A 19030-nucleotide genomic window follows, 5' to 3' on the forward strand; every position below is an offset into this window, starting at 1 on the left:
GCCAGATCCACAGCCGCACTGGTATTCCACCCCGCCAGTCGCCAGCGCAACGCGCATGACACACTGCGCTGCCAATCTCTTTTGATTTCCACCGTCCCATGACCCTCCGCATCGAAGGCCGCGCACGCTGGCCCGCACTCATCCTGCTGTGCCTGGGCGAGCTGATGATCGTGCTCGACACCACCATCGTGAATGTCGCGCTGCCCAGCATCAAGGCCGACCTGGGCTTTACCGAAACCTCGCTGGTGTGGGTGGTCAACGCCTACATGCTTACCTTTGGCGGCTGCCTGCTGCTGGGTGGGCGGCTGGGCGATCTGTATGGCCACCGGCGGCTGTTCCTGGCGGGCATCACGCTGTTCACCATCGCATCGCTGGCCTGCGGGCTGGCCAATACACAGGGGCTGCTGGTGGCGGCGCGCGCGGTGCAGGGCGTGGGCGGCGCGGTGGTGTCGGCCGTGGCGTTGTCGCTCATCATGAACCTGTTCACCGAGCCCGGCGAGCGTGCGCGCGCCATGGGTGTCTACGGCTTTGTGTGTGCCGGGGGCGGCAGCATTGGGGTGCTGCTGGGCGGGGTGCTCACCAGCGCATTGAGCTGGCACTGGATCTTTCTGGTCAACATCCCCGTGGGCGTGGCCATCTACCTGGCCTGCCTGGCGCTGCTGCCGGGCGGCAAGGGGCAGGCCCACGGGCAGCGGCTGGACGTGGCGGGCGCCGTCACCATCACCGCGTCGCTGATGCTCGCGGTGTACGCCATCGTCAACGGCAACGCGGCCGGGTGGACCTCGCTGCAGTCGCTGGGGCTGCTGGGGGCGGCGGTGGCACTGCTGGCGGCGTTTTTGTTCATCGAGTCGCATGTGGCTGCGCCGCTGGTGCCCCTGCCGCTGTTGCGGCTGCGCAATTTGGCCATCTCCAACGTGGTGGGCGTGCTGTGGGCGGCGTCGATGTTTGCGTGGTTCTTTCTGTCGGCGCTGTACATGCAGCTGGTGCTGGGCTACGACGCCATGCAGGTGGGCCTGGCGTTCCTGCCGTCCAACCTCATCATGGCGGGCTGCTCGCTGGGGCTGTCGGCCTGGGTGGTGATGCGTTTTGGCATTTGCCGCACGCTGGGCTGGGGGCTGCTGCTGGCGGCGGTGGGCCTGGCCCTGTTTGCACTCGCGCCCAACGAGGGGCGTTTTGTGATCCACGTGCTGCCCGGCATGCTGCTGCTGGGCGTGGGCGCCGGCATTGCGCTCAACCCGCTGCTGCTGGCCGCCATGGGCGATGTGAAGCCCGAAGACTCGGGGCTGGCCTCGGGGGTGGTGAACACGGCCTTCATGATGGGCGGCGCCCTGGGCCTCGCCATTCTGGCCAGCCTGGCCGATGCGCGCACCGACCACCTGCGCCAGGCCGGTGCCAGTGTGCAGCAGGCGCTCAATGCAGGCTACCAGCTGGCGTTCTGGGTGTCGGCCTTGTGCTCGCTGGTGGCCGCCGTGCTGGGTGGTTTCGTGTTGCGCCCAGCACCGCAGCCGTCCGCCACCGCGCCTTCCCACGCGGGTGCCGTGTGAAGAGATAAGGCGCTATTTAATTGATAGCTTTTCAGGCATATTCCACTAGCGCATGCAGTCATTTTGGCTTGAAATGGTGGCGAAGCTGTGTGCGCACGCTGTGCGGCACTGTCCTGTATGCCGCACCGCACTGTTCCACCCAGCGCACTTCTGAAAGCGGCCGCTGGCCTTATCTTTGGCAGGCGTGCTGCCCGATAGCCGGTGGCGCAAACCCAAGGAGTCCTTGATGTCGTCCTCCCCCACCGTGTCTTCGTCTGCCGCCAGCCTGCCCGTCGTGCAGGCCCAGGCGCTGGGTCCGCTGTGGCCCACGATGGACCCGTTCCTGTTCTGCGCCCACCATGACGACGCCTACCCCGCAGGCAACGGCGCGTTTGCACCAGCCGTGTCGCTGGAGGGCCGCCAGATCGGCAGCGACTTCAGCCGCAAGGACGGCTGGAGCATGTACCACGGCGACACCGTGCCCGGCTTTCCGGGCCACCCGCACCGGGGCTTTGAAACCGTCACCCTCGTGCGCAAGGGCCTCATCGACCATTCCGACTCGCTGGGCGCTGCCGCGCGCTTTGGCGGGGGCGATGTGCAGTGGGTCACGGCGGGCAAGGGCATCGTGCATTCGGAGATGTTCCCGCTGCTCAACGCCACCGAGCCCAACCCGCTGGAGCTGTTCCAGATCTGGCTGAACCTGCCCGCGAAGAACAAGATGGTGGAGCCGCACTTCACCATGCTGTGGAACGAGCGCATTCCGCGCCTGGTCCACCACGACGACGCAGGCCGTGCCACCACGGTGACGGTGGTGGCGGGCGCCCTGCCCGGCGCGCCCGCGCCGCTGGCGCCGCCACCCGAGTCCTGGGCTTCGCAGCCCGAGGGCGATGTGGCTATCTGGACGCTGCGCATGGACCCCGGCGCGCAGTGGACGCTGCCCGCCGCGCGCGGCCAGGGCACGCGCCGCATGCTGTACTTCTTTGTGGGCGACAGCCTGCGCGTGGGCCCGCAGGACGTGGGCCAGCACGCCGCGCTGGAGCTGGTGGCCGGGCAGGACTGGCAGCTGACCAACACCGGCGCCACGCCGCTGGAATGCCTGCTGCTGCAGGGCCAGCCCATCGCCGAGCCCGTGGCGCAGTACGGCCCGTTTGTGATGAACACACAGGCCGAGATCATGCAGGCCATGAACGACTACCGCCGTACCCAGTTCGGCGGCTGGCCCTGGCCCGACCAGGACCCGGTGCACGGCACCGAGGCGCGGCGTTTTGCGCGCTACCCGGGCCAGACGGAGGAAGAGCGCCCGGCCGAGGCCCTGTCGGGCGCATAGGGTTGTTCTCCAGGCCCTGCCAAGCTTTCACGGGGCGCTGCGGCAGCCGTCCGGCGCCTCGTGGACAATCCGGGGTTTCGTTCTGACCCGCGTGGCGGCTGGTGGTATACCCCTGCCAGCCCCGCGCCGATTCTTCACCGCCTGAAAGCGCAAGCACCACCATGGCCACCACCATCACCAAAGACTCCGCCGTCACCATCACCTACAAGGTCACCACGCCCCAGGGCAAGCCGCTGGATGCGGGGCACCTGTCGTACCTGCACGGTGGCTACGAAAACATCTTCCCCAAGGTCGAGGCCGCACTCGATGGCCAGGCCGTGGGCTTCAGCACCACACTGCAGCTGGCGGTGGAAGACGCCTTCGGCGCGCGCGATGAAAGCCTGGTGCGCACCATTCCCAAAAGCGAGTTCCCGCCCGGCGTGAAGGTCGGCGGCCAGCTGCAAGGCGTGGGCAACGACGGCCAGCCCGCCGTGTTCAACGTGGTCAAGATCAAGGGCCCCGAAGTGCACCTGGACGGCAACCACCCGCTGGCAGGCCGGGCGTTGACCTTCAGCTGCAAGGTCACCGAAGTGCGCGCCGCCAGCCCCGAAGAAGTTGCGCACCGCCATGTGCATGGTGCGCATGGCCATCACCATTGATGGTCGGCGGAGCCGAGTCTTGCACGGGCTTCTTGATCGCTTGGGATATGCGCTGATCGGTGCCTTCTTTGGCTCGATCATTGGTATCGCGGGCTGGTGGTTGTATGGGGTGGCGCACTCGTTGAACTACTCAGGTCCCGGCATGGACCCCGTGCTGCGTCATTGGGTGCAGTACTCCGGCGGTGCTTTTGCAGCATGGGGCGTTGTTTTTCGCGAGCGCGCGGCGGACGCGGTGGGCGACACGGTGTCTGCCATCCTGCACTTTGAATTCGACGAGGCACCTGGCCGGACCGCGTCAGCCTTGGTGAGCTGCGTGGTGCTGGCGATCACATTGGCGGCGATCTGGTTCACCAGCCCTGTGTGACGCGCAGGCAAAGTGCAATGGCAATGCACCGGGCTTGACTCCTGCACTGCTTGGTGCGTGTCGACGGATCCTTCATCAACAAAACTATCCAACAAAAAAGCCCGCATTGCGGGCTTTTTTGTTCGGTGAAGCGTTGTGAATTACTTGGCTGCTTCAGGCTTGGCAGCGTCGGCTTTTTTCTCTGCCGTTGCCTTGGTCTTCTTGGCCTTCGCCTTCTTCTCTGTCTTCTTTTCTGCAGGGGCAGACGCGGTGGCGGTTGGCGTTACTGCGGGCTTGGCTTCGGCTTTGACCGCTGGTGTGGCGGGCGTGGCTGGAGTCGCTGGGGTGGCAGGCATGGCCGATGTGGCAGGGGTCGCAGGCGCCGCGGCCTTCGCGGGGGTTGCTGGCGTTGCGGGGGCCGCAGGGGCTTGGGCAAACGATGCGGTCACAAAGAAACCGGCGAGCAGGGCAGCGAGGAGCTTGTTCATGAGAAATCCTTTCAGATCGGATAACCGCCCGACACAGCGTCGGACTTAGCTATGCAACGGCGCTCGGAGGCGTTGCGATGACAGGTTACGAAGTCATTGGCAACAAGGCGTTACCGCGCCCCAGACCGCGCCCGTTCAGCACCGGCTCCTTGGTCAAGCGTTCGCGTGCCCATTCCACAAAGGCGCGCACTTTCGCCGGGGCCCGCCGGCCTGCGGGGTACACGATGTGCACGGGCACGGGTGGCAGTTCGTGGTCGGCCAGCACGATGCGCAAGCGCCCTGCGCGCAGGCTGGCTGCGGCCTGGTAGGCGAGGCAGCGGGTCAGGCCGATGCCTGCCTCTGCGGCGGCAATGTCCACCTCGTTGCTGTTGCTGATCCAGGTGAATTGCGGCTGGCCGGTGGCGCCATCGCGAAACTTCCAGGGCGCTGGCGTGCGTGCGTCAAAGGCGAAGCCGATGGCCCGGTGGCTGCTCAGGTCGGCCGGGTGGCGTGGCTTGCCGTGTTGCGCCAGGTAGGCGGGAGACGCCACCACCAGGCGGCGCAGCGCACCCACCTGCACGGCAGTGAGGCCGGAGTCAGGCAGGTGCGCGATGCGGATGGCCACGTCCATGCCTTCATCGAGCAAGTGCACCAGGCGGTTGACGAACAGCGTGCGCACCTGCACGCGCGGCTGGGCCTGCAAAAAGCCCTGCACGATGGGCGCCACGTGCTGGATGCCGAACATCTGCGGTGCCGTGATGGACAGCAGCCCCTGGGCCTCGGCCTGTGCACCGCTGGCGGCCTGCTCGGCCTCGTGCAGGTCGTTCAGGAGGGGGCGGCAGTCGTGCAAGAAGCGCTCGCCCGCCTCGGTCAGCCGCACCATGCGCGTGCTGCGCTGGAACAGCAGCACACCCAGCCGCGCCTCCAGCGCCGCAATGGCGCGCGTGACGGCCGTGGCGGAGCAGCCCAGCCGCCGCCCCGCCACGGCAAAGCCGCCAGCGTCCGCTACGGCCAAAAAACAGCGCAGGGTGTCGAGATAGTCCATGCAACCCATTATTGCGGATGCCGCAATTATGAAAAGCGGCGATTGGCTATTCACATCGCAGCTTGCAATAGATATCGTCGAGGCATCTTTTCACTCACCCACCGACGAGGCTTCACCATGTTCCCCTCCACCCCACTCCAGCTGTACCGCATGCCCATCTCGGGCCATTGCCATCGCGTGGAGCTGATGCTGTCCCTGCTCGGCTTGCCCTATGAACTGATTGATGTGAATCTGCTGCGCGGCGAACACCAGCGCGCGGAGTTTCTGGCACTCAACCCGCTGGGCCAGGTGCCCGTGCTGGTGGACGCGGGCCAGGTGCTGAGCGACAGCAATGGCATCCTGGTGTATCTGGTGCAGCGCTACGCCCCCGGCAGTGCCTGGCTGCCACAAGACGCCGTGGGGCAGGCGCAGCTGCAGCGCTGGTTCAGCCTGGCGGCGGGCTTTCTGGCGCCGGGCATTGGGGGGCCGCGCTTTGCGACGTTGACGGGCCGTGCCGTGAACGAGGTGGCGCAGGCCACCGGCAAGCGCCTGCTCGCCTTCATGGAGGACGAACTGCAGGGGCGGGCCTGGTTGCTCGGGGGCTCAGCGCCCAGCCTGGCCGATGTGGCCATGGTCAGCTACACCTCGCAGGCCCACCTGGCAGGGCTGCCGCTGGATGCCTACCCGCGCATTGCGGCCTGGGTGGCGCGCATGCAGGCCTTGCCGGGCTATCCGGTGCTGGCCGACCAGCTGCCCGCTGCCGAGCAGGTGACGGCATGACAGCCACCGTGCCCGCTGCATCGGTTGGGGTGCCGGTGCCGCCCGAGGCATTCCACCCCGGTGAGCAGGCCTTGCAGGCGCGCGTGGGCGTGCGCGAGCGCATGGCGGCCGTGGGTGCCATGGTGTTGCGCGACCACATGCCCGACCAGCACCGCGAGCTGTTTGAAAAGCTGCCCACCTTGCTGCTGGGGACGTTGGATGAACAAGGCCAGCCGTGGGCCACGATGCTTGCCGGACCGCCCGGGTTTGTGCACACCCCCGATGCGCAGCGCATGCAGATCGCGACCGCGCCGGATTCCAAGGACCCGGTGCTCGCACACCTGGCGCCAGGTGCGGCCGTGGGCGTGCTGGGGCTGGAGCCGCACACGCGGCGGCGCAACCGCATGAACGGGCGGGTGGCAACGTTTGGCGATACCGGCCTGGGCGTGCAGGTGGTGCAGAGCTTTGGCAACTGCCCCAAATACATCCAGGCGCGGCAGCCAGGCCTGCGCGCTGCGCTGGTCGCTCAGGGCCCGGTGCAGTGGCTGGGGGCCGGACTGGACGCCGACGCCATCGCGCGCGTGCAGCGTGCCGACACCCTGTTCATTGCCAGTGCCTCGGCGCCACGCCCTGGTGCCGGGCACAGCGAAGGCGTGGATGTATCGCACCGGGGCGGTGAGCCGGGCTTTGTGCAGGTGGCGCACACGGAGGCCGGCGTGGTGCTGAGCCTGCCGGACTACCCTGGCAACCAGTTCTTCAACACCCTGGGCAACCTTGCGCTGCACCCGCTGGCAGGCCTGCTGGTGGTGGACTATGAAGAGGGCGGTTTGCTGCACATTGCCGTACAGGCCGAGGTGCTGTGGGACCGCGCAGCGCGTGCTGCCTGGCCCGGTGCACAGCGTGTGCTACGCCTCACGGTGCTGCGCGCCCTGTGGCGGCCGCAGGTGCTGCCGTGGCGCTGGACACCGCCGGTGTCGGCCCCTCAGTTCCGGGTGATGCGCGAGGCGGCGCTGGACTGAGTGGCGCACCACCAGCGGGCCGCGCACGGGGTGTTGTTGTCCCCGCGATGCGCCTGCGCGGCACGGTGGCCTCGGCCTCCACCATCTTGGCGCTGCGCTCGTGTGCTGTCTGCGCCAGCTCGGTGATGAGCGCGGCCTCGGGCAGGTTGTGCCAGTAGCGCGTAGGCATCTCCTTTTTCATCATGTTGAGCTTGTGCCGCGCGGGGTTGAAGATGTGGCGGTAGTAGGTGAGCCAAAGCGCCTCGCCTGCGTCGGGTGGTGGCGCGTCGCTGCGCTGCGCGCCGGGGCCGGTGTGCAGCTGCTGGCCGTCCCAGCGCACGCTGGCGTCGGGGGTGAGGATGGCCCAGCGCATCTGTGTGAAGCGGCGGATGAAGAAGCCCGCGTTGGCCACGGTGATGTAGTGGTCGGGCTCGAACCAGGCCATGTGCAGAGTCTGTCCGTCGGGTTCCACCACGGGCCGGAAGCGCACAAAGGCGTGCATCTTGTGGATGTCCCGCCGCACGCTGCGGACCATGTGGTGGGCCAACATGCGGTCGGCGTCCAGCGGGTCGTGCCGCGCGCTGTCGGCTTCATGGCCGCCCTGCGCCATGCGCCACAGCAGGCGGTACATCAGCGCAAAGCGGCCCGGGTCGCGGTGCAGGATGAGCTGCTCGCACAGGTGCACAAAGTCGGGCGGTACGCGCAGCGGCGGCGCATCGGGGGCTGCGCTGGGCCAGGTGTCGCTGGCTGCAGGCTCGGGTGCGAACAGGTCTTCAGCGGCATCCGCCTGGCAGCGCCAGTCCACAGCCTGAGGAGGCACGTTGGCTTGCACCAGGGCGCGTGCCGCTTGGCGAAAACCGGGCCAGTCGGTGGCGTGGTCCAGCGTGATGGTGTGGCGCTGCATGCGGGCCTCTCCAGCTCAGAACAGGCTGCGCTGCACCGGCGGCGGCGTCAACTGCGCGGCGAGGTCGGCAGCGTCCAGCGCACGGCCGGGGCGGTAGTCGGCCGCCTCCACAAAGGGCAGCACTTTCCTGAGCGGCACATGCAGCCGCGCCAGGTCCGCATGCCGCAGGCGGCGCACGCGGCGCGCGGCCAGCAGGCGGTCCACCGTCTGCACACCAAACCCGGGCACGCGCAGCAGCAGTTCGCGCGGGGCAGTGTTGAGGTTGACCGGAAAGCGCTCGCGGTGCGCCAGCGCCCAGGCCAGCTTGGGGTCCATGTCCAGCGCCAGCATGCCCTGCTGAGATGTCGGCACGATCTCGTCGTGGGTGAAGCCATAAAAGCGCATCAGCCAGTCGGCCTGGTACAGCCGGTGCTCGCGCACCGTGGGTGGCGCGGCCAGCGGCAGGGCGTGGGCGGCGTCGGGGATGGGGCTGAAGGCTGAGTAGTACACGCGCCGCAGCTGGTGCGCGCCATACAGCCGCGCGCTGGTGGCGAGGATGGTGCGGTCGCTGGTGGTATCGGCCCCCACGATCATCTGCGTACTCTGCCCGCCGGGCGCGAAGTGCGGCACGCTGGCGCGGCGTGTGGTGCGCGACTGCGGCATGGACACGATGGGCTGTGCAGCCTGCTCCTTGCGCGCGGCGCGGGATTCGCCAATGTGCACGGCCATGCGGGCCATGGACCGGTCGATGGCGGCGCTGTTTTTCTCAGGGGCCAGCGCCTTCAGGCCCTCGGCCGTGGGCAGCTCGATGTTGATGGACAGGCGGTCGGCATAGCGGCCAGCGCGCTGCATCAGCTCGGGCGATGCGTCGGGAATGGTTTTCAAGTGGATGTAGCCGCGAAAGTCGTGCTCCTCGCGCAGCACGCGGGCCACCTCCACCACCTGCTCCATGGTGTAGTCGGGGCTCTGGATGATGCCGCTGGACAGGAACAGCCCCTCGATGCAATTGCGGCGGTAGAAGTCCAGCGTGAGCCGCACCACCTCATCGACCGTGAAGCGCGCGCGGGACACGTTGCTGGTGACACGGTTCACGCAGTACAGGCAGTCGTACTGGCAGAAGTTGGTGAGCAGAATCTTGAGCAGCGAGATGCAGCGCCCGTCCGGCGCATAGCTGTGGCAGATGCCCATGCCCTCGGTGGACCCCATGCCGCGCCCGCCCACCGAGTCGCGCGGCGCAGCACCGCTCGATGCACACGAGGCGTCGTACTTGGCGGCGTCGGCCAGGATGGCGAGTTTGGACTGTAAATTCACTGGATGAATTTACAGTATTTTGATTGTCTGACGCCAGCCTGGGGTCAAGCGATAGCGGCAATGTGCTCCTGATTTGATAGCTGCAAACGCATGAAAATCATGCGCTTGCAGCCAAAATCATCTAAAAATTGCTGGACTACACCGTTTCGAGGGCCATCACCGCCGTGGCCGTGTTCGAAATGGGGATGTGATAGTTGCTGTGCACCCGCCGCACCCCCGCGCTGGCGGTGGACAGCGCCCCGCGCATGGCCAGCCACATCAGCAGTTCCACGCCCTGGGTGCCGGTTTTTTCCACCAACTCGTGCACGCTGAACTGCGTGGCCCATTCGGGGTTGCTGGTCAGGCTCTCGATGAACTGCAGGTCAAACGCCTTGTTGATAAAGCCCGCACGCTCGCCGTCGAGCTGGTGGCTGAGGCCGCCCGAGGCGATCACCGCCACCTTCTTGTTGCTGTCCCAGCTCTGGATCGCCTGGCCCACGGCTTTGCCCAGCGCGTAGCAGCGCTTGGCCGATGGCAGCGGGAACTGCACGGTGTTGATACACACTGGCACCACCGTCACGGGGCAATCGCCCTCGGGCCAGAAGAGCTTGAGCGGCAGCGTGCAGGCGTGGTCCACCAGCATCTCCTGGCAGGTGGTCACGTCAAACTCCTGGTCGATCAGCGTGTTGATGAGGTGCCACGACAAGTCCACCTCGCCCGGGAAGGGCGGCAACGTGGGGATGCCCCAGCCTTCGTCGGCGTTGTGGTATTGCGCCGCTGCGCCCACGGCAAAGGTGGGCATCTTGTCGAGAAAGAAGTTCAGGCCGTGGTCGTTGTAGAACATCACCACCACGTCGGGCTGCTTCTCGCCCAGCCACTGGCGGATGGGCGGAAAGCCGTCGAAGAAGGGCTTCCAGTACGGATCGTTTTGCAGGCCCTTGTGGATGGCGTTGCCAATGGCCGGGATGTGCGAAGTGCCGAGGCCGCCGATGAGTTGTGCCATTTCGTTTTCCTGATGAAGGTTGTTGTGGCGTGTGTTGTTCAGGCGGCGCCGGGCCGCCCCAAGCCGCCTGAGGCCCCCCTGGGGGGCAGCGAACCACACGCAGTGGGGAGCGTGGGGGCTCAGTCTTTTCCTGCGGCCACGAGCATGGCCTTGAATGCGTCTTTGGTCATGCCCGTCTGCTGCGCGCCGATGTCCTGCATGTCCAGCTTAAAGATGCCCGCAAACTTGGCCAGGTAGTAGGCGTTGCCGCCTGCGGCAATCAGCTGCAGCACGTTCTTGGCGCGGATGGCGGCGGCCTGCTGCTCGTTCAGGCGGTATTGCTTCATGTACGCCTCTTCGTCGGCCACAAAGGCCTTGCGGTTGGCCTCGTTGTTGAACGAGAAGCACATCTTGTTCAGCGCATAGCCCTTGCGGGCCTGGTCGCCATCGAACGGCGTGGTGCCGGGAATCGGGGGCAGTTTGGAAGGCATGGAAGTCTCCGGGGCTTGATGTAAGTCAGCCCGCAGTGTCGCGACGGCATTGCCAAAGATGAAGGGGCCGAAGATCATCGAATGCATGAGCAAATTCGATGGATCACAGCTGGACGGGCACCTGCTGAAGCTGCTGCTGGCGGTGCTGGAGACGGGCAGCATCACGGCGGCGGCCGAGCGCCTGGGCGTCACCCAGTCGGCGGTGAGCCACTTGCTCGACAAGCTGCGCGCCATCACCGGCGACCCGTTGTTTGTGAAGCGCGGGCGCGGCATCGTACCTACCGCACGCGCCGAGGCCCTGGCCCAGCCCGCGCGCGACATGCTGCACCAGATGCAGTTGTTTGCCCAAGGGGCCGAGTTTGACCCGAGCGCCTGGCAGACCGAGCTGACCATCGCCGCCAACGACTTTCAGCGCGACCTGCTTTTGCCCGCGCTGGCCGCGCGCCTGCGCACTGCCGCACCGGGCGTCACGCTGCGCATCGTGCCTAGCGGCGCGCCCAGCGCCGTGCTGCTGCGGTCTGACGCGTGCCAACTGGTCATCAGCCCCCGCCCGCCCGAGGGCACCGACATCGTGCAGAAGCGTCTGTTTGAAGACCAATACCGCGTGTTCTATGACCCGGCCGTGCGCAGCGCTCCGGCCTCAGAGGCGGAGTACCTGGCGGCGGACCACGCCACGGTGGCTTACGAGGCGCACCGGGGGCTGGAACTGGACCGGCAACTGGAAGCACGTGGCGTGCGCCGCCGCCTGGTGGTGCGCGTGCCGGGCTTTGCCGCGCTGCCCGTGTTTGTGCGGGGCACCTCGCTGCTCACTACAGCGCCGTCGCTGATGGGGCGCACCGCGTTGGCCGCGCTGGCGGGCGTGCCGGTGCCCGTGGCCTGCCCCAGTCTGCCCATGTACCTGATCTGGCATGTGCGCTACCAGCAAGACGCGGCACACCGCTGGCTGCGGGCGCAGCTGCAAGAGGTACTGGCTGCTGTGTTGCCTGTGGAAGGAGCCTGACCCGCAGGGTCAGTCGCGCTGCCGTGACAGCGCCTTGCGCAGCCGCCGCGCCGCCCGTTCCCGCAACGAAGGCACGGGGCGCAGCACCGGCCGTGGGTGGGCCTTGGCCTGTTCGCAGGCCGCCAGAAAGTCATTCAGGATGGCCGTGTCGTCCAGCGTGTCCGAACCCTGCTTGTGGAACTCCGGGTGCCATTGCGTGGCGGCGATGTAGCCGCGCCCTGGCGCGGGCTTGAGGCGAATCGCCTCGGGCACGCCGTCGGGCTCGCTCAGGGCCTCGACCACAAACTCGGGCGCCACGCGTTTGATGCCCTGGTGGTGGATGCTATTGACCCGCGCGCGCGGCATGTTGGGGTACAGCTTGGCCAGGTGCGAGTCGGGCAGGATGTGGATGTCGTGAAAGTGCTGGTCGTAGGTGCTGGCGTTGCGGTGCTGCTGCGCACCGGGGTGCTGGGTCTCGATGTCCTGGTACAGCGCGCCGCCAAAGGCCACGTTGATCAGTTGCAGGCCCCGGCACACGCCAAAGATGGGCTTGCCCACCTTGGCAAAGGCCTTCACCACGGCCAGGTCGTACAGGTCGCGCACGCGGTCGCCCACCCACTCCTCGCGCAGGGGCTCCTCGCCATAGTTGCCCGGCCACACGTCGGCGCCGCCGTGCATCACGATGCCGTCCAGCCATTCGGCGTAGTGGTCCAGCGTGACGTCGCCGCGCGCGGTCTCGCCCGTGGGGCAGGGCACCATCACCACCATGGCACCCGCCGACATGAGCCAGTGGGCGATGGACTGTTCGACGTACTGCAGCGTCTTGCCCGTGAACAGCGGGCGTGCAGGGTCGGCGTGTTGAAAGCAGGCGGACAGGCCAATCTTGAGGCGGGGGGCAGCAGGCATGGGGGAAAGCTCCGGGCAGCGCTTGTGCGTGTGATTCCTGCAGTTGTAGCACCGCACCCCCTGTGGCGTCTGTAGGAAAGGGCCGTGCGGAGCCGCGCGCTGCGGCCACGGGTCGATGGGGGTCTAAAGCGTCACAACCTGCAACGAAATGTGGCTTTCTTCATGAAATGTGTCCGCATGTCGACGGGGCGCGGGCGAAATCTGGGGGGCTGATCGCCATAATTTCAGCTCACCCGGTGCCAGGGAGGGGCGCCCGGTGGCGCGATGCACGCCTTCCCCGAAAGCAGAAAAATGTCCCATCCAAAATTCCGTTGGTCCGCCCTGGCTGCGTTGGTGGCCGCGACAGCTGCCGCCTGCCCGCTGGTGGCACAGGCCACCGTGCCCGCCGGTGCGGCGGCCGAGATCATCAGCCTGCAAGGCACAGGTGACCAGCGTGCCGCCTCCGCAGCCGACTGGGGCCCTGCCCGACTGGCCCAGGCGCTGGCCCAGGGCGACTTTGTGCGCACACGCCAGGCCGCCAAGATGGCGCTGCTGTTCGCGGACGACACCCAGCTGCGACTGCACCAGAACACGGTGCTGCAGGTCAAGGGCGTGGCCACCCCGGCACAGCCCGTGACCACCTTGCTGCTCAACGCTGGCCGTGCGTGGACGCAGACCAAACGCGCCGACGGCAGCCGCCTGAACCTGGAGACACCGGCCGCGACCGCTGCGATCCGTGGCACCGATTGGGACATCAGTGTGGAGGACGATGGCCGCACGCTGATCACCGTGCTGTCGGGCACGGTGGAGTTTTCCAACGCGCAGGGCTCGGTGTCGGTGGGCGCCAACGAAGCGGCGCTGGCCGAAGTGGGCAAGGCCCCGGTCAAGCTGGTGCTGAGCCAGCCGCGAGACCGTATCCAGTGGGTCAACGCGCTGCGGGCCGACCCGGTGCCCCACCTGTCGGCCGAGCCTGTGCCTGCAGCGCTGGCGCCCGTGCGGGATGCCCTGGCGGCGCGCGACCTCGCGGCAGCCCGTGCCGCGCTGGCGCAGGCGCGCACTGCCGCAGCGCCTGCATGGGTGGATGTGTTTGATGCGGCCGTGGCCCTGCAGGCGGGCGACCTGCTGGCCGCACGCGGGTCGCTGGCGCGGCAAGTGGCTGCGGTGGACGCCGTGCCGCTGCCCGCGTGGCTCATGCAGTCCGACGTACAGCTGATGGAGGGGGAAGGGGCTGCAGCGGCCGGGACGCTGCGCACGGCGCTCCAGCGCTGGCCCGCCCACCCGGCGCTGGTGGCGCAACTGGCGCGCGTGCAGATCCTGAGCGACCGGGTGGACGAAGCGGCTGCCACCCTGGCCCCCGCGCAAGGCACGGCCCACGCCGACCTGGCGCTGGTGCGCGCCGAGCTGGCCCGGCGCCGGGGCGATGCGCCTGGCACGCTGGCCGCCTATGCCGAGGCCCAGACTTTGGCGCCAGGCGATGCACGCGCCTGGCAAGGCCTGGGCAGCGCGCATGCCGAGCGCGAAGACCCGCGCCCCGCCCGCGAGAACCTGCGTCGCGCGTTGCAGCTGTCGCCGCAATCGCCCGGTGCCTGGGGCGAGTTAGGGACTCTGGAAACCTTTGTGAACCAGTTCACCGAAGCGGGTCAGGCGTTTGCCACCGCGCTGGGTGACAACCCGGCAGACTACGTCGCGCTCACCGGCCAGGGGCTGCTGCACCTCAAGCAAGGGCAGCCAGACGCCGCGCTGGATGCGTTCTTGCGAGCGGGCGTGATGGAGCCGCGCTATGCCCGCGCCAAGACCTGGACTGCCGTGGCCTACTACCAGCTGGGCCGCCATCAGGATGCGCTGACCACCTTGCAGCAGGCGACCGTGCTGGACGACAAGGACCCTGTGCCCTACATGCTGCTGGCGCAGATCCACACCGATCTGTTCCAGCCCGGCGAAGCGGTGGAGGCTGCGCGCGCCGCCGTAGCGCGCATGCCATATCTCAAGTCGCTCAACCAGGTGGCCAACGACCAGAAGGGCAGTGCGAACCTGGGGTCATCGCTGGCGTTCTTTGGCATGGAAGACTGGGCGCTGGAGATGGCGCAGCAGAGCTTCTACCCCTACTGGGGCGGCAGCCACCTGTTCATGGCAGACCGCTATGCGGGCGAATTCAACAAGAACTCGGCGCTGTTCCAGGGCTTTCTGACCGACCCCATGGCGTTTGGGGGCAGCCAGCGTTATTCGCCCCTGCTGCAGCAGCCCGGCAGCCACGGATCGGTGGGTGTGACGCTGGACCGCGAGTTCTACCGGATGCGTGCGCCAGCGGTCACGCTCAATGGCCTGGACAACAGCCATGTGCCGGTGTCCTGGTTCTTCAAGGCGCAGACGGCGGATGTGAGTGCCTATCCGTTCGACCTGCAGGTCAACCGCCTTCCTGCCATGCGCGCGGGCGAGGGAGACCTGCGTGCCCATGCCATCACCGCTGGGGTGGGCATGCAGCCCACCGAGCGCATCAACCTGTTTGCCTACGCCAACCAGTTCAGCATGCGCCTGCGCGGCCAGAACGTGCAGGAGACTTCGCTGGACGACACCGTCACCCAGGGCGCCCTGGGCATGGCCTACCGGTGGGGGCCGACGGAGCAAACCTGGATCAAGCTGGGCCGCAGCGTGGACAACCTGCAATTGCTGCGCTACCCCACGGCCTACATCGAGCCACCGTTCCTGACCGTCATGGGCGTGAGCAGCGCCCCGCGCAAGGACTTCAGCGACATTCAGCTGCGCCACACCGTGGACACCACCCCCGGCAGCCGCTGGAGCGTGACGCTGGAGCATGTGCGCGAGCGCCAGAACAACCTGCTGGCGGGCGAGGCCGCCGTGGTGGCTGACATTCCAAACGTGGGCCTGTACCGCGACTACCTCGTCCTGGCAGGCTACAACCGCATTGACCGCCGTTACACCGGCCTCACCCTAGCCACCACGCAACGCCTGGACCCGGCGCTGAGCCTGGACGCAGCCCTGGGGCTGCAGCAAATCCGCCACCGCGTGGACGGCCTCACGCAGAGCTACCTGGTGGGGCTGGATGCCCTGAGCGAAGACCAGGCCCGCCGCGCGGACACCGAGCGCGTGGTCACGCCGCGCCTGGGCGCGGTGTGGCAGCCTGCTGCGGGCGCCACGCTGCGCGTGGCCTATCAGGACTGGCTGCGGCCTCTCAGCGTCTCCACCCTTGCCAGCGTGGAGACCGGGGGCATCCCTGTCGAAGACCGCCTGGTGGAGGCTGGAGGGCGCCACAAACGCACAGTGGCACAGCTGGGCATGGAGGTGGGCGCCAACACCTTCGTGGGTCTGCGGGCCGACCACCTGCGGGTGAACAACCCCGGCACGATTGGTGTGGACCTGCGCACGCCCAGCCTGCCGTTCCTCGAAGAGATGCGCAACGCGCAGCTGGTCAACCTGTCCACCAGTGACCTGCTGGAGGACACGCCGAGTTTTGAGCGCGGCACGCTGCAGACCTTGGGTGGCACGGTCAACCACATGTTCAGCCGCCGCTGGTCGGGCTACGCCAAGTACCTGTACCAGCACAGTGAAAGCCGCATGCTCGACGGAGGTGCCGAGGTGGTGGGGCGCATTCCCTATATCCCGCGCCATACCGTGGCGCTGGGTGCCACCTGGGCCAGCGCGCAGCGCCTGTACCTGAGCGCGCGCGCGGTGTACCGCTCGGAGCGGTTTGAGGACAAGGAGAACCTCACGCGCCGTGCGCCGGGCTGGGGCGTGGACCTGATGGGCTTCTGGGAAACGCAGGACAAACGCTGGGTGGTGGGCGTTGCGGCCATGAACCTGTGGGCGCCCAAGTCCGACCGGCAAAAGACCCGCTATGTCCTGGATGCGCGCTATCGCTTCTGATCGGGCGGCGGTGCCGCACGCCCGGCAGCGCCAGCGGTGGCTCTCGCTGGCGGCGGGGGTGCTGGCGCTGCTGCTGGTGGGGGCCGCCACGCTCAGCCGCACCTGGCATGCGCTGGAGTTCAAGACCTTTGACGTGCTGACGGCGCTGGCGGCCCCCCACCGCACGCCCGTGCCGGTGGTGATTCTTGCGATCGACGAGCCGACGTTTCAGGAGCTGCAGCAGACCTGGCCGTTTCCGCGCAGCGTGCATGCGGCCCTGCTGGAGCGGCTGCGCGCAGACGGCGCCCTGGCCGTGGGGCTGGATATTGTTTTTGCCGACCCCACCACCGAGGCCGAAGACGCCGCTCTGGACCGCACGATGGCCCAGGTGGGGCAGGGCTTGCCCGTGGTGCTGGCCTCCACCCGCGAGAAGATCGACAGCGCCAATGCCGCGCTGTGGATGGACATCCAGCCGCTGCAGCGGTTTCTGGACGCTGGCGCTGATGCGGGCGATGCCGGGGTCGAGCCGGACGACGACTTCGTGGTGCGCCGCGCCCCCGTCGCGCGCGAAGGCTTTGCGCTACGGCTGGCCCAGCGCGTGACAGAGGCGCGCGGCCAGACCCCGGCGCTGCACCATTTCGACTGGATCGGCTACCGGGGCCCGCGCGGCACGTTTGACACGCGCTCGTACTACCAGGCGCTGGAGCCGGGGCTGCTGCCTGCAGGTTTCTTCAAGGGCAAGATCGTGCTAGTGGGGCGCTCGGCGCGCACCGCCACCGAGCTGGCGCACTCGCAGGCCGACCTGTTCAACTCGCCGTTTGGCACGGCGGGCGGTGAGCGGCTTTTCCCGGGGGTGGAGCTGCAGGCCACGCTGCTGGACAACTACCTCACCGGCGGCGGGCTGCGCAGCGTGTCGGACGCGTGGACCCTGGTGATCACCGTGCTGCTGCTGCCGGTGCTTTTGGGGGCGAGCCGGCGGCTGCACCCGGCGGGCGCGGCGGCGCTGACGGCGGCGCTGGTGGTGGCCATGGGAGCCGTGTCGTGGGGGCTGTTTGCCGGCCCGCGCCTGTGGTGGCCGCCGCTGTTGCCTGCGGCGGCGGCAGTCGCCATTTATGGGGCGGCTGCGCTGGTGGGCTATGCCGTGGTGCGCCAGCGCGCGCGCCAGACGCGGGCGATGTTTGCGCAGTACGTGCCGCCCGCCGTGGTCTCGCGCCTCATTGCGCAGCCCGAGCTGATGCGCCTGGGTGGCGAGGCGCGCGAGGTCACGCTCATGTTCACCGACCTGGCCAACTTCACCACGCTGTCCGAGCAGCTCAGTGCCGAGCAGACGGTGGAGGTGCTCACCGGCTACTTCAACGCCATGACGCCGATCGTGCACGCCACGGGCGGCACCGTGGACAAGTTCATTGGCGACGCGGTGATGGCCTTCTGGGGTGCGCCGCTGGACGACCCGCGGCATGCCGAACACGCCGTGGCCGCCGCCATCGCCATGCAGCAGGCCATGCAGGCGCTGGTGGCCGACCTGCGCGCGCGCGGACTGCCGCCCATCCACATGCGGATCGGGCTGCACACGGGGCGTGTGGTGGTGGGCAATGTGGGCTCGGACCAGCGCTTTTCGTACACGGCCATTGGCGACGCGGTGAACCTGGCCGCGCGGCTGGAGGGCGCCAACAAGGCGTTTGGCACCGGCATCCTGCTGTCGGCCGCCACCGCAGCGCAGCTGCCGCCGACGGCGGCGTTGCGCGCGCTGGACGATGTGATCGTCAAGGGCAAGACCGAGCCCGTGCGCGTATTCACGCCATGTGAGGATGCTGCGGTGCGCGATGCCAGCCTGGCCGCGTTGAACGCCTTCCATGCACGCGACTGGCCCGGGGCCGAGGCACAGCTGGCAACGGTGCTGGAGCGGCTGCCCGGAGACCCGGCCGCTACCCGCCTGCTGGCGCGTGTGAATGAAGCGCGGGCGTTGCCTGCCGATGCGCCCTGGCAGGCCGCCGTGGCGCTCGACAAACTGTAAGAGCCTGTGGACCATCCCCCGCGACATCGTCCCCAGGCTCTCTACATCCTTTGACATGTATTCACCGGGGATATGGATGCAGGTGCCATGATGGGGACTTCGCAACTTCATCAGGAAGGACCCTCCCCATGCAAGTACAAGTCAACACCGACGACCACATCCACGGCGGCGATTCGCTGGCGCGCTGGATCACGGACGAGTGCAAGAGCCGGCTGTCCCGCTTTCAGGACCATGTGACGCGGCTGGAGGTGTTCCTCACCGACCTGGATGCGGGCAAGTCCGGTGCCAATGACAAGCGCTGCCGCATCGAAGCGCGCGTCACGGGCCGCCAGCCCATCACCGTGACTGATGAGGCCGACAAGATGGCCAACGCCTTCATCGGCGCGGCCGACAAACTGGCCCGCGCCCTCGACACTGACCTGGGCCGTGTGAAGGACCGCAATGGCCGCGACACCATCCGTGTGGCCGCCGACGAACGGGATTGAAGTGAATTCGAAGTGAAATGGGCTTCTAGCGCATGATTTTCATGTGCTGGTAGCTATCAATTCAGGAGTAATGAAAAAGGC

General features: G+C 67.7%; 17 protein-coding genes. 10 read left to right on the forward strand and 7 right to left on the reverse strand.

Annotation, left to right across the window (positions count from 1 at the left end):
* Positions 1-98 precede the first annotated feature (98 nt).
* From ASD75_RS02890 to ASD75_RS02905, 4 genes are all read left to right on the forward strand, one after another.
* Positions 99-1544: an MFS transporter gene (locus ASD75_RS02890; protein ID WP_056742940.1), complete on the forward strand. Its 1446-nt coding sequence runs from the start codon at positions 99-101 to the stop codon at positions 1542-1544.
* A 226-nt stretch (positions 1545-1770) separates the two neighbouring features.
* Positions 1771-2850 carry a pirin family protein gene (locus tag ASD75_RS02895; RefSeq protein ID WP_056068129.1) on the forward strand — a complete coding sequence of 360 codons (1080 nt, stop codon included), beginning with the start codon at positions 1771-1773 and terminating at the stop codon, positions 2848-2850.
* Positions 2851-3011: 161 nt separating this feature from the next.
* Complete coding sequence (locus ASD75_RS02900; protein ID WP_056742942.1) at positions 3012-3488, forward strand: peptidylprolyl isomerase; 477 nt, start codon at positions 3012-3014, stop codon at positions 3486-3488.
* Entirely contained in the window at positions 3472-3852 is a 381-nt protein-coding gene (locus ASD75_RS02905) for a hypothetical protein (protein WP_156400932.1), read from the forward strand. The genes ASD75_RS02900 and ASD75_RS02905 overlap by 17 nt, the downstream gene beginning before the upstream one ends.
* 140 nt (positions 3853-3992) lie before the next feature.
* Here the strand turns inward: ASD75_RS02905 and ASD75_RS02910 are convergent, their stop codons facing one another.
* The gene (locus ASD75_RS02910; RefSeq protein ID WP_056742947.1) at positions 3993-4319 is read right to left on the reverse strand and encodes a hypothetical protein; all 327 of its coding nucleotides are present in this window, start codon (positions 4317-4319) and stop codon (positions 3993-3995) included.
* Between the two features lie 85 nt (positions 4320-4404).
* On the reverse strand, positions 4405-5343 hold the full coding sequence (locus ASD75_RS02915; protein ID WP_056742950.1) for a LysR family transcriptional regulator: 939 nt from the start codon (positions 5341-5343) through the stop codon (positions 4405-4407).
* Positions 5344-5460: 117 nt separating this feature from the next.
* Between ASD75_RS02915 and ASD75_RS02920 the strand changes: the two genes are divergently transcribed.
* Both ASD75_RS02920 and ASD75_RS02925 read left to right on the forward strand, forming a co-directional pair.
* Positions 5461-6102 carry a glutathione S-transferase family protein gene (locus tag ASD75_RS02920; protein ID WP_056742952.1) on the forward strand — a complete coding sequence of 214 codons (642 nt, stop codon included), beginning with the start codon at positions 5461-5463 and terminating at the stop codon, positions 6100-6102.
* The gene (locus ASD75_RS02925) at positions 6099-7100 is read left to right on the forward strand and encodes a pyridoxamine 5'-phosphate oxidase family protein (protein ID WP_056742954.1); all 1002 of its coding nucleotides are present in this window, start codon (positions 6099-6101) and stop codon (positions 7098-7100) included. The genes ASD75_RS02920 and ASD75_RS02925 overlap by 4 nt, the downstream gene beginning before the upstream one ends.
* Here the strand turns inward: ASD75_RS02925 and ASD75_RS02930 are convergent.
* From ASD75_RS02930 to ASD75_RS02945, 4 genes are all read right to left on the reverse strand, one after another.
* The gene (locus tag ASD75_RS02930) at positions 6994-7983 is read right to left on the reverse strand and encodes a TIGR03915 family putative DNA repair protein (protein ID WP_235511526.1); all 990 of its coding nucleotides are present in this window, start codon (positions 7981-7983) and stop codon (positions 6994-6996) included. The genes ASD75_RS02925 and ASD75_RS02930 overlap by 107 nt on opposite strands.
* Before the next feature lie 15 nt (positions 7984-7998).
* Positions 7999-9273, reverse strand: a complete 1275-nt coding sequence (locus ASD75_RS02935) for a putative DNA modification/repair radical SAM protein (protein WP_056742956.1) — start codon at positions 9271-9273, stop codon at positions 7999-8001.
* A 136-nt stretch (positions 9274-9409) separates the two neighbouring features.
* On the reverse strand, positions 9410-10255 hold the full coding sequence (locus ASD75_RS02940) for a class III extradiol dioxygenase family protein (RefSeq protein WP_056742958.1): 846 nt from the start codon (positions 10253-10255) through the stop codon (positions 9410-9412).
* A gap of 119 nt (positions 10256-10374) precedes the next feature.
* Complete coding sequence (locus tag ASD75_RS02945) at positions 10375-10725, reverse strand: protocatechuate 4,5-dioxygenase subunit alpha (RefSeq protein WP_056742960.1); 351 nt, start codon at positions 10723-10725, stop codon at positions 10375-10377.
* Positions 10726-10801: 76 nt separating this feature from the next.
* Here ASD75_RS02945 and ASD75_RS02950 point away from each other — a divergent pair, with 76 nt between their 5' ends.
* On the forward strand, positions 10802-11725 hold the full coding sequence (locus ASD75_RS02950; RefSeq protein WP_056743245.1) for a LysR family transcriptional regulator: 924 nt from the start codon (positions 10802-10804) through the stop codon (positions 11723-11725).
* Between the two features lie 9 nt (positions 11726-11734).
* Here the strand turns inward: ASD75_RS02950 and ASD75_RS02955 are convergent, their stop codons facing one another.
* Positions 11735-12610 carry a gamma-glutamyl-gamma-aminobutyrate hydrolase family protein gene (locus ASD75_RS02955; RefSeq protein ID WP_056742962.1) on the reverse strand — a complete coding sequence of 292 codons (876 nt, stop codon included), beginning with the start codon at positions 12608-12610 and terminating at the stop codon, positions 11735-11737.
* Between the two features lie 291 nt (positions 12611-12901).
* On the opposite strand from ASD75_RS02955, the gene ASD75_RS02960 reads away from it, so the two are divergent.
* The 3 genes from ASD75_RS02960 (at position 12902) to ASD75_RS02970 (ending at position 18949) form a co-directional block, all read left to right on the forward strand.
* Complete coding sequence (locus tag ASD75_RS02960) at positions 12902-16471, forward strand: TonB-dependent receptor domain-containing protein (RefSeq protein ID WP_056742964.1); 3570 nt, start codon at positions 12902-12904, stop codon at positions 16469-16471.
* A complete protein-coding gene (locus ASD75_RS02965) occupies positions 16443-18464 on the forward strand; it encodes an adenylate/guanylate cyclase domain-containing protein (RefSeq protein ID WP_056742966.1) in 2022 nt (673 codons plus the stop codon). The genes ASD75_RS02960 and ASD75_RS02965 overlap by 29 nt, the downstream gene beginning before the upstream one ends.
* Before the next feature lie 128 nt (positions 18465-18592).
* Complete coding sequence (locus ASD75_RS02970; protein WP_056742968.1) at positions 18593-18949, forward strand: HPF/RaiA family ribosome-associated protein; 357 nt, start codon at positions 18593-18595, stop codon at positions 18947-18949.
* Positions 18950-19030 lie beyond the last annotated feature (81 nt).

This window comes from Acidovorax sp. Root568 (assembly GCF_001427445.1).
In the GTDB taxonomy this organism is placed as follows: domain Bacteria; phylum Pseudomonadota; class Gammaproteobacteria; order Burkholderiales; family Burkholderiaceae_C; genus Acidovorax; species Acidovorax delafieldii.